At 72.2% G+C, this 14160-nt stretch carries 12 protein-coding genes; 4 read left to right on the plus strand and 8 right to left on the minus strand.

The annotated features are described in order from the left end of the window. The first annotated feature begins 74 nt into the window (after nt 1-74). Together AMK10_RS34140 and AMK10_RS34145 are read left to right on the plus strand one after the other, a co-directional pair. A complete protein-coding gene (locus AMK10_RS34140) occupies nt 75-593 on the plus strand; it encodes a YbaK/EbsC family protein (protein WP_073753217.1) in 519 nt (172 codons plus the stop codon). Further along, a complete protein-coding gene (locus AMK10_RS34145; RefSeq protein WP_073753219.1) occupies nt 590-1441 on the plus strand; it encodes an EamA family transporter in 852 nt (283 codons plus the stop codon). The genes AMK10_RS34140 and AMK10_RS34145 overlap by 4 nt, the downstream gene beginning before the upstream one ends. 60 nt (nt 1442-1501) lie before the next feature. Here the strand turns inward: AMK10_RS34145 and AMK10_RS34150 are convergent, their stop codons facing one another. From AMK10_RS34150 to AMK10_RS34175, 6 genes are all read right to left on the minus strand, one after another. Then, nucleotides 1502-2059 (minus strand): GNAT family N-acetyltransferase, encoded by a 558-nt coding sequence (locus tag AMK10_RS34150; RefSeq protein ID WP_079180982.1) that lies wholly within the window; start codon nt 2057-2059, stop codon nt 1502-1504. Nucleotides 2060-2102: 43 nt separating this feature from the next. Further along, nucleotides 2103-2891, minus strand: a complete 789-nt coding sequence (locus AMK10_RS34155; protein WP_073753221.1) for an SDR family NAD(P)-dependent oxidoreductase — start codon at nt 2889-2891, stop codon at nt 2103-2105. Beyond that, entirely contained in the window at nt 2888-4048 is a 1161-nt protein-coding gene (locus AMK10_RS34160; RefSeq protein ID WP_073753223.1) for a serine hydrolase domain-containing protein, read from the minus strand. Before AMK10_RS34160 ends, AMK10_RS34155 begins: the two co-directional genes overlap by 4 nt. 77 nt (nt 4049-4125) lie before the next feature. Next, nucleotides 4126-4896: an energy-coupling factor ABC transporter ATP-binding protein gene (locus AMK10_RS34165; protein ID WP_073753225.1), complete on the minus strand. Its 771-nt coding sequence runs from the start codon at nt 4894-4896 to the stop codon at nt 4126-4128. Further along, on the minus strand, nt 4893-5654 hold the full coding sequence (gene cbiQ / locus AMK10_RS34170; protein WP_073753228.1) for a cobalt ECF transporter T component CbiQ: 762 nt from the start codon (nt 5652-5654) through the stop codon (nt 4893-4895). Before cbiQ ends, AMK10_RS34165 begins: the two co-directional genes overlap by 4 nt. A gap of 1 nt (nt 5655) precedes the next feature. Then, nucleotides 5656-6714, minus strand: a complete 1059-nt coding sequence (locus AMK10_RS34175; protein WP_073753230.1) for an energy-coupling factor ABC transporter permease — start codon at nt 6712-6714, stop codon at nt 5656-5658. A gap of 178 nt (nt 6715-6892) precedes the next feature. Between AMK10_RS34175 and AMK10_RS34180 the strand changes: the two genes are divergently transcribed. Beyond that, nucleotides 6893-7267 carry an SsgA family sporulation/cell division regulator gene (locus AMK10_RS34180; protein WP_073753232.1) on the plus strand — a complete coding sequence of 125 codons (375 nt, stop codon included), beginning with the start codon at nt 6893-6895 and terminating at the stop codon, nt 7265-7267. A 199-nt stretch (nt 7268-7466) separates the two neighbouring features. On the opposite strand, the gene AMK10_RS34185 is transcribed toward AMK10_RS34180, so the two are convergent. Together AMK10_RS34185 and AMK10_RS34190 are read right to left on the minus strand one after the other, a co-directional pair. Further along, nucleotides 7467-9680: an MMPL family transporter gene (locus AMK10_RS34185; protein WP_073753234.1), complete on the minus strand. Its 2214-nt coding sequence runs from the start codon at nt 9678-9680 to the stop codon at nt 7467-7469. Between the two features lie 119 nt (nt 9681-9799). Next, nucleotides 9800-10372, minus strand: a complete 573-nt coding sequence (locus tag AMK10_RS34190) for a TetR/AcrR family transcriptional regulator (RefSeq protein ID WP_073753236.1) — start codon at nt 10370-10372, stop codon at nt 9800-9802. Nucleotides 10373-10550: 178 nt separating this feature from the next. On the opposite strand from AMK10_RS34190, the gene AMK10_RS34195 reads away from it, so the two are divergent. After that, nucleotides 10551-14069, plus strand: coding sequence for a S41 family peptidase (locus AMK10_RS34195; protein ID WP_073753238.1), 3519 nt, complete (start codon nt 10551-10553; stop codon nt 14067-14069). Nucleotides 14070-14160 lie beyond the last annotated feature (91 nt).

A 14160-nucleotide genomic window follows, 5' to 3' on the forward strand; every position in this document is an offset into this window, starting at 1 on the left:
GCGCACGTGACGATCGGCACAGGCGGCCGAAAGCCTGTGGTCCGTGCGAGGCCCCGTTCGTTAGCGTGCGGGGCATGAGCACTTCCGACACCACCGGTATCCCGGCCGTCCCCGCGTCCTCCGAGGCCCACCCCCGTTTCGCCGAAGCCCTCCGGGAGCTGGGCCTCCAGGTCGAGGTACGCCGCTTCCCCGAAGCCACCCGCACCGCTGCAGAGGCCGCGGCGGCGATCGGCTGCGAGCTCAGCCAGATCACGAAGTCCCTGATCTTCGAGGCGGACGGCGTGCCGGTCCTGGTCCTGATGGACGGCTCCTCCCGGGTGGACGTGGAGCTCGTACGGACCGAGCTGGGCGCCGGGAAGGTCGGCCGGGCCAGGGCGGACCTGGTCCGGGAGACCACCGGTTACGCGATCGGCGGCGTACCGCCCTTCGGGCACCGTACGAAGACGAGGGTGCTGGCCGACCGGGGGCTGCTGGCGCACCCGGTCGTATGGGCTGCGGCGGGCCATCCGCACGCCGTGTTCCGGATCGAACCCGCCACCCTGATCGAGCTCGCGGGCGGGACCCTGGTGGACGTGCGCGAGCAGTCCGCGTGACCCCGCTGGTGGCGATGGCCGTCCTGGCCGCCGCGATCACGCACGCCAGCTGGAACGCCATCGCCCACGCCATCCGCGACCAGCTGCTGTCCTTCACCCTGATCTCCGGCGGCGGGGCGCTGATCGGCGCCCTGCTGGCCTGCTTCGCGCCTCTGCCGGCCGCCGGTGCCTGGCCGTTCCTGCTGGTCTCGGCGGCTCTGCACGTGGCGTACATGCTGCTGCTGATGCGCTCGTTCACGCTGGGCGACTTCGGCCAGATGTATCCGATCGCCAGGGGCACGGCCCCGCTGGTGGTGACGGTGCTCGCCGCCGTCTTCGTCGGGGAGCGCCCGGACGGCTGGGCGACGGCGGGCGTCGCGGTGGCCTCGGCGGGGCTCGTCGGGCTGGCGCTGTGGGGCATCCGCGGCTCTGGGAAGCGTCCGCACGGACCGGCGGTCCTGGCGGCCCTGGCCACCGGTCTGGCCATCGCCGGATACACCACGGTCGACGGTGTCGGGGTGCGCGCCTCCGGGACACCGCTGGGCTACATCGCCTGGCTGATGATCCTGGAGGGCGTCGCCATCCCGGCCTACGCGTTCTGGCGGCGCCGGGGACAACTGGTGGGCCAGCTCACCCCGTTCGCCGCTCGTGGGCTCCTGGGTGCGGCGCTCTCGGTGTCCGCCTACGGCCTCGTCCTGTGGGCGCAGACGAAGGCGCCCCTCGCGCCGATCGCCGCGCTGCGCGAGTCCTCGATCATCGTCGGCGCCGCGATAGGCACCCTGTTCTTCAAGGAGCGGTTCGGCGCCCCGAGGATCGCGGCGGCCGGTCTGATGGTGGTGGGCATCGGCCTGATGCTGCACACGAGTTGAGCACGGCCGGTGGAGCGGCGGGGTCCGGCCCGGCCGCTCCACCGCTCCGTACGGCAGCGGTCACCCGGCGAGCGCGGCCGGCAGCTCCACGACCACCTCGGTGTCCTCCAGGTCGCCGGTCGGCCGGAAGCCGAGCGAGGTGTAGAGGCGTGCCGCCGCCGTGTTGCCGGGCTCGTAGGAGAGCCGGATCACCTCGCAGCCCTCGCGCCGCGCCAGCCACCCGGCGAGCGTGCGCACGGCCGCGCGGCCGAGGCCCTTGCCCTGCTCGGAGCCGTCCACGAGCATCCCGCCGATCCAGTACGAGCCGTCGTCGTCCCGGGCCCACATCACATGCCCGGTCACGGTCTCGTCCCCGTAGACCGCGAGCGAGTGCCAGGTGTCCTCGTGCAGGGTCAGCAGCAGATAGCGGGCGGCCAGCGCGGGCGCGTGGTCGCGCTGGCCGTCCAGGGGCGCGATGTCGGCCACCGCACGCCAGTTGCCGCCGTCGACGCCGCGCAGCGTGACGCGGCGGCCGGTCCGGTCCGCGAGGCCGTGGTCGATGAGGACGTCGTCGGTGCGTGCGGGGCCGGTGTGCGCGTGGCCGGTGTGTTCGTGGCCGGTGTGTTCGTGGTCGGTCATCCGGGCAGGCTAGGCAGCCTTCTCCCGCTCCGGCGAACCCTTTTCAGGGCTCCTCGGTCATCGCCGCGCGGAAACCGGTGTTGACGGCGAGGAGGCCCCCGTCCACCCGCAGCGTCGTGCCGGTGATCCAGGCCGCGTCCGTGGAGGCGAGGAAGGCGACGGCGGACGCGATGTCCGCCGGTTCGCCGATCCGGCCGAGCGGGTAGAGGGCGCTCGCCCGCGCCAGCGCCGCGTCCCGGCCCGCCCAGGCCTCGGTGCGGATCGTGCCCGGCGCGACGAGGTTGACGCGGACACCGCGCGGTCCCGCGTGGCCCGCGAGCGTACGGGTGAGACTCGCGAGGCCCGCCTTCGCGGCGCTGTAGGCGTGGCCGCCGAAGTCCTGTTCGCCGTTGACCGAGCCGATGTTGACGATGGCGCCCCGGCCGGAGTCCACCAGGTGCGGCAGCGCGGCCCGCGAGCAGCGGTAGGGGCCGCTCAGCGTGATGTCCAGGGTGCGGGCCCAGGGTTCGTCGGCCTCGTCCTCGAAGAGCGCGGCATCGTCGTGGTTGGCATAGGCGTTGTTGACCAGCACGTCGAGCCGGCCGAAGGCGCCGGCCGCGTGGGCCACCGCCGCCTCGACCGCCGTCCGGTCGCCCACGTCGCAGGCCAGGGACTCGGCCGTACCACCCGCCGCGCGTATCCCGGCCGCCGCCCGCGCGGCACGGTCCCCGTCCAGATCGGTGACCAGGACGGCCGCGCCCTCGGAGGCGAGCCGGTGGGCGGTGGCCGCGCCGATGCCCTGTCCGGCGCCCGTGACGAGCACGGCGTACCCGTGGAAGCGTGGAGGAGTCATAGAACCGACCGTACTGCCCTGACCAGGGCCTGGGCACGGGGGTCGGCGGTGACTCCCTTCTGCAGACCGTTCGTCACATAACCGAGCGCGATGCCCGTTTCGGGGTCCGCGAAACCCAGGGAGCCGCCCCTCCCCGGGTGCCCGAAGGAGCCGGGTCCGAGCAGCGGGGCGGCCGGGCCGTGCAGCATGTAGCCCAGGCCGAAACGGGTGTTGACGACCAGGACCCGGTCCGGGCCCGCGGACTCCTCGGTGCGGGCCAGGGTGAGCGTGGCGGGGGCGAACAGCCGCTGTCCGTCGACCTCGCCGATCATCGCGGCGTAGCAGCGGGCGAGGCCCCGCGCGGTGGCGACCCCGTTGGACGCGGGGAGTTCGGCGGCGCGGTAGGCCGGGTCGTTCTCGTCGGGGAAGGGGTCGATCGCGCCGAAGGCGCGCCGGGTGAGGGAGGCCGGGTCGGCGTAGGCCTCGACGACGGAGCGCTTGGGGCGCACCCGCAGCGTGCCGCTGCCCTCGGCCGGCGGGGGTTCGACGGGCCCGATCCGCCCGATCCGGTGCGCCTCGTCCTCGGGGAGCCCGAACCAGAAGTCCAGGCCGAGCGGCCGGGCGATCTCCTCGGCGATCCAGCGGCCGATGGTGCGCCCGGTGACCCTGCGCACCAGTTCGCCGATGAGCCAGCTGTAGGTCTGGGCGTGGTAGCCGTGGTCCGTTCCCGGCTCCCACAGGGGCTGTTGGGCGGCGACCGCCTGCGGCCCGGAGACCTGGTCGGCCGCCTGCGCGGGGGTCAGCGTGCCGTCGAGCGCGGCCAGTCCGGCGCGGTGGGCGAGGAGATGGCGTACGAGGACGCGCTCCTTGCCGTTCGCCTTGAACTCCGGCCAGTACGTGCCGACGGGCGCGTCCAGGTCCACCTGCCCGCGCTGGTGCAGCAGCAGCGGCACGGCGGCGGCGACGCCCTTCCCGGCCGAGCGGACGATCTGCACGGTGTCGACGGCCCAGGGTTCGGCGCCGTCCACGTCTCTCGTGCCGGCCCACAGGTCGACGACCTTGCGGCCGTGGCGGTAGAGGGCGACGGCCGCTCCCCGCTCCCCGCGCTGTTCGAAGTTACGGACGAAAGCGTCCCGTACCGCCTCGAATCCCGGCGCCACCGTGCCCCGTACGTCCACGCCTGTTCCCGTGCTCCCGCTCATCCCCCCATGGTGCATCGCGCCGCAGGTGGAACGGGTGCCGGGTCACCATCTGTTCATGGACGCGGAACGGACACGGAACGCGGGTCGAAGCCGAACGGGAGCTCCAGCCGGTGCCTGCGCATGAGCGCGTCGTCGCAGAGCAGATCCTGCGTCCGGTCGTCGGCGGCGATCACCCCTTCGCTGAGGATGACGGCGCGCGGGCAGAGTTCGAGGGCGTACGGCAGGTCGTGGGTGACCATCAGCACCGTGACGTCCAGGGACCGCAGGATGTCCGCGAGTTCACGGCGGGACGCCGGGTCCAGGTTGGAGGAGGGCTCGTCCAGGACGAGGATCTCCGGCTCCATGGCGAGGACGGTGGCGACGGCGACGCGGCGGCGCTGGCCGAAGGAGAGATGGTGCGGCGGCCGTGCCGCGTACTCCTCCATGCCGACGCGCCGGAGCGCCGTCATGACCCGCTCCTCCAGCTGGGGGCCGCGCATGCCGGCCGCGGCGGGCCCGAAGGCGACGTCCTCGCGGACGGTCGGCATGAAGAGCTGGTCGTCGGGGTCCTGGAAGACGATGCCGACGCGGCGGCGGATCTCGGCGAGGTTCCGCTTCTCGACGGGTGTCCCGGCGACCCGGACGGTGCCGGCTCCGGCGTCGAGGATGCCGTTGAGGTGGAGGACCAGAGTGGTCTTGCCCGCGCCGTTGGGGCCGAGGAGCGCGACGCGTTCGCCGCGGGCCACGGTCAGATCGACGCCGAAGAGGGCCTGGTGGCCGTCGGGGTAGGCGTACGCGAGGCCGCTGACCTCCAGGGAGGGCACGGGGGCGGTGGGCAGGCTCATAGGGTCCATCCCAGCAGACATACGACGAGGGCGAGCACGGGGAGTGCCGCGGAGTGCGCCCACTGGGTGCGGGTGGCGGTCACCTCGTCGATCACCGGCATGGTGCCCGTGTAGCCGCGGCTGACCATAGCGAGGTGCACGCGCTCACCGCGTTCGTAGGACCGGATGAAGAGGGCGCCCGCCGTCTTGGCGAGGACGCCCCAGTGCCGTACGCCGCGGGCCTCGAAGCCGCGGGAGCGGCGGGCGACCGACATCCGGCGCAGCTCGTCGGTGACGACGTCGCCGTACCGGATCATGAAGGAGGCGATCTGGACGAGCAGCGGGGGCAGCCGGAGCCGCTGGAGACCCAGCAGCAGGGACCGCAGGTCGGTCGTGGAGGCGAGGAGCACGGAGGCGGCCACGCCGAGGGTCCCCTTGGCGAGGACGTTCCAGGCGCCCCAGAGTCCGGCGACGCTGAGGGAGACGCCGAGCACCTCGGTCTGCTCACCGGGCACCACGAACGGCATGAGCAGCGCGAACGCGACGAACGGCACCTCGATGACCAGGCGCTTCAGCAGGAAACCGGCCTGGATGCGGGCCGTCGCGGCGACGGCGGCGAGCAGCGCCGCGTACAGCGCGAAGGCCCAGACGGCCTCGCGCGGGGTGGACACGACGACCACGACGAAGCCGAGCACGGCCACGAGCTTGCAGTGCGGGGGCAGGGCGTGGACGGGCGAGTGCCCGTGCCGGTAGAGCTTGTGCGCGTGGCCGGCGCCCATGTCAGACGGTCTCGGTGGCGCGGGGCTGGGGGGCCTCCGGCGTACGGCGCTTGCGGACCGCCCAGAACACCCCGCTGCCGACGGCGACGGTGACGCCGACGCCGATCACTCCGGCGAGGCCTCCGGAGATCCGCGCGTCGGTGATGTCCTTGACGCCGTAGTCGGCGAGTGGGGAGTCGGCCGCGTCGTGTTCCTGGACCTTCTCGTCGATGCCCTTGTCGGCGGCGACCTTCTCCAGCCCGTCGGGGTTCGCGGAGGCGTAGAAGGAGACGAAGCCGGCGAGGACGAGGGCGGCGGCCAGGCCGGTGGCCCACACCGTGCGGGTGGAGCGGGCGGCTGCCGGGACGGGGGCGGCGGCCGGAGCGGCGGGCGCGTCGACGAGCTCACCGTCGACGCGGAGCTTCAGCGGGGCGGCGAGCCCGCGGGCGCCGTGCACCAGGTCGGGGCGTACGGCGATGACGGCGCCGACGGTCAGCGCGGTGATGGCCGCCTCCCCGATGCCGATCAGGACGTGGACGCCGACCATCGCGGTGAGGACCTTGCCGATGGGCACGTCGGTGGTCCCGCCGACCGCGTAGATCAGGGTGAAGGCGACGGCGGCCGCCGGCACGGAGACCAGCGCGGCCACGAAGGCGGCGGCGGTCGTGGAGCGCCGGGTGCGGGGCAGCACACGGGTCAGCCCGCGGAAGAGGCCGTAGGCGACGACGACGGTGACGACGCCCATCACCGTGATGTTCACGCCGAGCGCGGTGAGGCCGCCGTCGGCGAAGAGGATGCCCTGCATCAGCAGGACCACCGCTATGCAGAGCACCCCGGTAAAGGGCCCGACCAGGATCGCGGCCAGCGCCCCGCCCAGGAGGTGCCCGCTGGTGCCGGCGGCGACCGGGAAGTTCAGCATCTGCACGGCGAAGATGAACGCGGCGACGAGCCCGGCCAGCGGGGCGGTCCGCTCGTCCAGTTCCCGCCGGGCGCCCCGGAGGCTGACGGCGACCGCGCCTGCGGCGGCGACGCCCGCGACGGCGGAGACGGGTGCGTTGATGAATCCGTCGGGTACATGCATGGAGTGGCTCCGCTTTCGGGCGTTACTGCGGGCGGGGTCGGGAACCGCTCAATGATAGAGCCCTGTTGCAAACAGTTCGCAAGAGCGCAGGGATGCCAACTGATGACGCCCTCGTGATGCCCAAATGGGAAAATATGGGACATTAGGGGGAGCGATATTCACACAGGAGGAGCCGGCCATGTCCCTCGTGATCCAAGAACACGCCCGCGCCCGGCTCATCACCGACGGCCCCGACCCCCGGCTCGTCCCCGTCGAGCTGCGCTGCGACCCGGCCGATCCACGCACCGTCCACGTCCGGCTTCCCGGCGGCGTCGACTGGGCCTTCGGCCTCGACCTCCTGGAACGCGGCATGCGATCCCCCGTGACGCGGGGGGACATACGGGTCTGGCCGTGCGGCCGGGCCCAGATGGTGCTGGAGCTGCACTCGCCGGACGGGGTCGCCGTCTTCCAGTTCGACAACGCGCCCCTGATCCGCTTCCTGTCGCGGACCCGCGCGAGGACGCCGAAGCGACCGCCGGCCGCCACCCCGGCCGCCCCCGCCTCACGCGCCTGACCCGCCCGACCGCGGGCAGAAACTCCAGGCCGGGGCGGAGGCGCCCGGCCCCTGGCACGACGAGAGCCCCCGTGCCGCGTGCACGGGGGCTCTCTGTCGCCCCGGTCCCCCGTCCCCACAGGTAACCGGTGCTCCGGGGCCGCGTTCCGCTCAGACGCGGCCCCGGGGTTCATGCGGCTCGTACGACGCGAGCCGTGTGTCAGACGCGGACCAGTTCCCGCTCGTCGCCACCCTCGGCCGGGCCGTCGGAGAGCTCCTTGCGGAGGCCCTCACCCTCGACGTCCACGTTGGGCAGGACACGGTCCAGCCAGCGCGGCAGCCACCAGGCACGCCTGCCGAGCAGGGCGAGCACCGCGGGCACGATGGCCATCCGCACCACGAAGGCGTCGAAGAAGACGGCGATGGCCAGCGAGAAGCCGATCATCTTGATCATCGACTCGCTGGAGCCGATGAAGCCGGCGAAGACGGCCATCATGATCACCGCGGCTGCCGTGACCACCCGGGCCCCGTGCTTGAAGCCGGTGACGATCGCCTGTCCGGGCGTCTCCCCGTGGACGTACGCCTCACGCATCCGCGTGACCAGGAAGACCTCGTAGTCCATCGCGAGACCGAAGACCACACCGACCATGAAGATCGGCATCATGCTCATGATCGGACCGGTCTGCTCGACCCCGAAGAGCGAGGCGAGCCAGCCCCACTGGAAGACCGCGACGACCGCGCCCAGGGCGGCGACGACCGAGAGCAGGAAGCCGAGGGCCGCCTTGAGCGGTACCAGGATGGAGCGGAAGACCACCATCAGGAGCAGGAAGGCCAGGCCGACCACGAGCGCCAGATACGGCAGCAGCGCGTCGTTCATCTTCTCCGAGAAGTCGATGTTCATCGCCGTGGCGCCGGTGACCAGCACCTCCGCGCCGGTGTCGCCCTTGATGTCCACGCCCGCGTCACGGATGTCGTGGACCACGTTCTCCGTGTCGGTGGAGCTCGGCCGGTCCTTCGGGACGACCGTGATGGTCGCGGCGTCGCCGGCCTTGTTGAAGACGGCCGGGGTGACGGCGACGACGTGGTCGATGCCCTCGATCTCCTGGGAGACCCGGTCGACAGCGGTCTTGCCGTCCGTGCTGCCCTTGGTGTCCACGACGACCAGCAGCGGACCGTTGAATCCGGGGCCGAAGCCGTCGGACAGCATGTCGTAGGCCTGGCGCTGCGTGGTGCTCTTGGGCTGGGAGCCGTCGTCCGGCAGACCCATCTCCAGCGAGGCGGCCGGTACGGCGATCGCGCCGAGGCCGATGACTCCGGCCAGCAGCACCCACACCGGCTTGCGCAGCACGAACCGCGCCCAGCGGGTGCCCATGTTCGGCTTCGCATCGGGCTTGTTCTCCGCCTCGGCGGCCTTGCGCGCCTTGCGCCCCATGACCCGCTTGCCCGCGAAGCCCAGCATCGCCGGGACGAGGGTGAGCGCGATGAGTACGGCGATCCCGACCGTGCCCGCGGCGGCGAAGCCCATCTTCGACAGCATCGGGATGTTGACGACGGCCAGGCCCACCAGCGCGATGACCACGGTCAGACCGGCGAAGACGACGGCGGAACCCGCCGTGCCGACGGCCCGCCCGGCCGCTTCCTCGCGCTCCCTGCCCTCGGCCAGCTCGGCACGGTAGCGGGAGACGATGAAGAGCGCGTAGTCGATGCCGACCGCGAGGCCGATCATCATCGCGAGCGTGGAGGTGGTGGAGCCCAGGTCCAGCACGTTGGCCAGCGCGGTGATCGTGGAGACCCCGATACCCACCCCGATGAGGGCCGTCAGCAGCGGGAGCCCGGCGGCGATCAGCGAGCCGAAGGTGATGACCAGGACGACGGCGGCGATGGCGACACCGATGATCTCGGTGGCCCCCGTCTCCGGCATCACCTGGAGGGCGTCACCGCCGATCTCCACCTTCATCCCACTGCTCTGGGCGTCGTGGCCCACGTCCTCCAGCGCCTCACGCGTCGCGTCGGTCAGCTCCATGGAGCTGACCTTGTACGACACGGAGATGTACGCGGTCGAGCCGTCCTTGCTGACGGCGTTCGCCGTGTACGGGTCGGCGACGGAGGCGACCTGGTCCGAGCCGGACTTCAGCTCGCCCACGATGTCCTGGATCTCGGCCTTGTTGGCGCCCGCGGTGACCTTCTCGCCGTCGGGTGCCTGGAAGACGACCCGGGCGGTCGCGCCGTCGGCGCTGCCCCCGGGGAAGCGCTCGTCCAGCAGGTCGAAGGCCCGCTGGGCCTCCGTGCCGGGGATGGAGAAGGAGCTGGAGGTGGCGGTGGCCGCGGAGGAGGCGCCGAATCCGGCCAGCGCCAGCAGCGCCACCCAGATCAGGGCGACATAACGGCGGCGCCGGAAGGCGAGCCGTCCTAGTTTGTACAGGAATGTAGCCACGGAGGGGGTACTCCCGGTCAGGTCGTTGAGTGGAATGGGGCGTGAGGAACCAGCCCGACGACGAGAGCGGCGTGTCAGGTGGAGCGTCGGGGAGAGGTCGTACGGACGAGAAGGGGACGTCAGACGCCGAGGGCGGGGAACACCACGGCTTCCGCGTAGTCGGTGAGGAACGCCTGGTCGACGGGGCGGCCCTCGACCAGCTCACGAGCGGCGAAGGCACCGATCATCATGTGCGGGACATAGGAGACCGCCGGATTGTCCGGACGCACTTCACCCCGGTCGACGGCACGCCTGATCATCAGTCCGAGACCGGTGAGTTCCGGCTCGATCATCAGCTCACGCAGCGCCTGGAGCAGATCGGGGTTGCTGTGGACGGCCTGGCCGAGTCCCCGCATCAGCGCGGAGCTCTTCTCCATCTGGCAGTCGTCGGTCCGCAGGAGCGCGGCCTGGAAGTCTCCGCGCAGGGAACCGGTGTCGATCTCGCCGAGCTGCACCGGCTTGTTGTGCCGGAGCGCCTTGACGACGAGTTCGGCCTTGCTCCCCCACTGGCGGTAGAGGGTGGCCTTGCTGGAGCGGGTTCGGGCGGCAACGGCGTCCATGGTCAGGGCTTCATAGCCGACCTCGCCGAGCAGATCGAGCACAGCGGCGTACAGCTCGCTCTCGCGTTCGGGCGTGAGCCGGCTGCGTGCCATGGGTCGACCTCCTCTTGAATTGCGCCTGCTGGATGGTACGCCAGCCGAAGATCAACTAGCGGAACGAAACCGTTTCGTACACTTCGAAGGTACCCCCTCCCCGAGCGAAACGAGACTGTTTCGCTTGTGTCGTGCACCACAAGTTGCCGCGGGCCCTTCGCGCGGAAAGCATTGGAGGGTGAGTGACGACGTCGCGTATCTCCGGTTCCCGCACATCCACAAGGACTTGCTCTGCTTCGCGGCGGAGGACGACCTCTGGGTCTCCCCCCTCGCCCCGGCCGGACAGCGGCCGGGGCGGGCGTGGCGGCTGACTGTCGACCGGACCAGAGTCAGCCATCCGCGCTTCTCGCCGGACGGAAGCCGTATCGCCTACACGACCTGGCGCACGCTCGACCCGGAGATCCACATCGCCCCCGTCGAGGGCGGGCCCGCCCGCAGACTCACCTACTGGGGCTCGACCGACGCCCGGGTCTGCGGCTGGAGCCCCGACCCGGGCGACTCCTCCCAGATCCTCGCCGTGTCCTCGCACAACCAGCCGTTCTCGTACTTCTCCTGGGCCTACAGCGTCCCCACCGACGGCAGCCCCGGCGGCAAGCTCCCCTGGGGTCCGGTCTCCGACATCGCGGTCGCCGACATCGACGGCGAGCGGCGCACCCTGCTGCTCACCGGGAAGCCGCCGCACGAGCCGGCGGCCTGGAAGCGCTACCGGGGCGGGGCGACAGGCCGGCTGTGGCTGCACGGCAAGCGCCTGCTGCCGGACATCGGCGGGCATCTGGACGCGCCGATGTTCGTCGGGCGCCGGATCGCGTTCCTCTCCGACCACGAGGGCGTCGGCAATCTGTACTCCTGCCTGATGGACGGCACCGATCTGCGCCGGCACACGGACCACGACGCGTTCTACGCCCGGCACGCCTCCAGCGACGGCAGCCGGATCGTCTACCAGTGCGGCGGCGATCTGTGGCTGGTCGACGATCTGGAGTCGCCGGGGGCCGTGCCCAGGAAGCTGGAGGTCAGGCTCGGCGGCCCCCGGACCGGACGGCGTACGTACCAGGTGCCCGCGGCCAGCCATGTCGACTCGCTGTCCGTGGACGAGACGGGCCGGGCGAGCGCCGTCTCCGTGCGCGGCAGCCTGTACTGGCTCACGCACCGCGACGGCCCGGCCCGCACGATCGCCGACACCCCGGGCGTGCGCGTCCGGCTCCCCGAGATGCTCGGCAGCAGCGGTCAGGTCGCGTACGTCACGGACGCGGAGGGCGAGGACGCGGTCGAGATCGCCCACCTCCCCCGGGCCAGCGGCGACCGCCCGCCGCGCAGGCTGGCCGCCGGCCGGCTGGGCAGGGTTCACGAACTGATCTCGGACCCGGAGGGCGAACGGCTGGCCATCGCGTCGAACGACGGCCGGCTCCTGCTGCTGGACGTCACGGACGAGGAGGAGACGCTCGACCTGGACGGGGACGAGCACTCCCCGCCCGGGGACTCCTCCGACGAGGCGGCACCGTCCGGGGCGGCCGAGACGGAGCCCTCCGGAGCCGCCACCACCGAGCCCACCGACGCCACCAGCGCCACCGACGGTCCGGAACCCTCCAAGGCCGTCGCCCCGCCCAGGACCCTCGCCCCGCCGGGTGCTCTCGGTCTGCCGGGGGCCCTCGATCCGCCGGGAGCCGACGGGTCCCGCGTCACCGAGCTGATCCGCTCCGTCAACGGCCCCGTCCGCGATCTGGCGTTCTCGCCGGACGGGCACTGGCTGACCTGGTCGCACCCCGGTGTCGGCCGGTCGCTGCGGCAGATCAAGCTGGCCAGGATCACCGGCCCGGACGCCCCGGTGATAGTGGATGTCACCAACGGCCGCTTCGAGGACGAGAACCCCGTCTTCACCGGCGACGGCCGCTATCTCGCCTTCCTCTCCTGGCGTGGATTCGACCCGGTGTACGACGTCCACACCGGCGACCTCTCGTTCCCGCTGGGCTGCCGGCCCTATCTCGTGCCCCTCTCCTCCGCCACCCCGTCCCCCTTCGCCCTGCTCCCCGACGGGCGGCCCGCGGCGGGCGGACTGGACCCCGTGGACATCCCCGACGGCGCGGTCGAGGGGCCGACGGTCACCGTGGAGTTCGAGGGCCTGGAGAACAGGGTGACGCCGTTCCCCGTGTCGGCGTCCAAGTACTCCGCGCTGCAACCGGTCAGCGGCGGCGGTCTCGTCTGGCTGCGCTGGCCGATCTCCGGCGCGCTGGGCGAGACGTTCGCCAACCCGGCGGACATGTCGGGGCGGCCCACCCTGGAGCACTTCAACATCGCCAAGGCCCGCAAGACCGAACTGGTCGGCCACCTCGACTGGTTCGCGGTCAGCGGCGACGCCACCCGGCTGGTCGTCATGGACGACGGCGAGCTGCGCGCCGTACCGTCCAACGAGCCCGGTGACAACGACTCCACGGTCTACATCGACCTGCGCCGCATCCTGCACGACGTCGACCCGGCGGCCGAGTGGCGCCAGGCGTACGGAGAGGCGGGGCGCATCATCCGCTCCTACTTCTGGGAGCCGGACATGTGCGGCATCGACTGGGAGGGCGTACTGGACCAGTACCGCCCGCTGGTCGAACGGGTCTCCTCACCCGACGAGTTCGCCGATCTGCTGCGCGAGGTCCTGGGCGAACTGGGCACCTCGCACGCGTACGTCTCGCCCGCCCGCCGCAACGAGGGCCCCCCGCACTACCAGCGGGCGATCGGCCTGCTGGGCGCCAACCTCGTCTGCCGCGACGGGGACTGGACGGTGCAGCGCATCCTGCCCGGCGACTCGTCGGACTCCAAGGCACGTTCGCCGCTGGCCGGTACGGGAATCCGCGAGGGCGCCGTCCTCACCCATGTGGACGGCCGGCCCGTCGACCGGGTGGCGGGCCCGTACCCGCTGCTGACGGCGGCGGGCGGCACCACGGTCGAGCTGACGTTCCGCCCCGCGGGGGGCGAGTCCGGCGGACGGTCCCGCCGGATCGCGATCGTCCCGCTCGTCGACGAACGGCCGCTGCGCTACCAGGACTGGGTGGCCAAACGCCGCGAGGTCGTACGGGAGTTGAGCCATGGGAAGTGCGGCTATCTGCACATCCCCGACATGGGCGGCTCCGGCTGGGCGCAGTTCAACCGGGACCTGAGACTCGAAGTGGCGCGCCCCGCCCTGATCGTCGACGTACGGGGCAACGCGGGCGGGCACATCAGCGAGCTGGTCGTCGAGAAGCTCACCCGCACGATCCTCGGCTGGGACCTGACCCGCAACGCCCAGGCCGTCTCGTACGCCTCCAACGCGCCCCGGGGGCCCGTGGTGGCGCTCGCAGACGAGGCGACGTCCTCCGACGGCGACATGATCACGGCCGCGTTCCGGCTGCTGAAGCTGGGGCCGGTGGTGGGGCAGCGCACCTGGGGCGGTGTGGTCGGCATGACCGGGCGGCACCGGCTGGGCGACGGCACGGTGATCACGGTGCCGATGAACGCGGCCTGGTTCGACGCGTACGGCTGGTCCGTCGAGAACCACGGCGTCGAGCCCGACCTGGAGGCACTGCGCACCCCCCTGGACTGGGCGGAGGGCCGCCACGCGGTACTGGACGACGCGGTCAGGGTCGCCCTGGACCTCCTGGGCGCCCACCCGGCGGCCACACCCCCCGGCTACGGCTCGGCCCCGGACCTGCGCAGGCCCCCGCTCCCCCCGAGGTGACCGAGCCCGACCTGCCGGCCGCCCACACCGCCCCAGGTGCGCTGACCCACCAGCCGCCTCAACCCACCCCGGCGAAATCAAGCCCCTCCAG

This window comes from Streptomyces sp. CB02058, from assembly GCF_001905505.1.
Classification (GTDB): Bacteria; Actinomycetota; Actinomycetes; order Streptomycetales; family Streptomycetaceae; genus Streptomyces.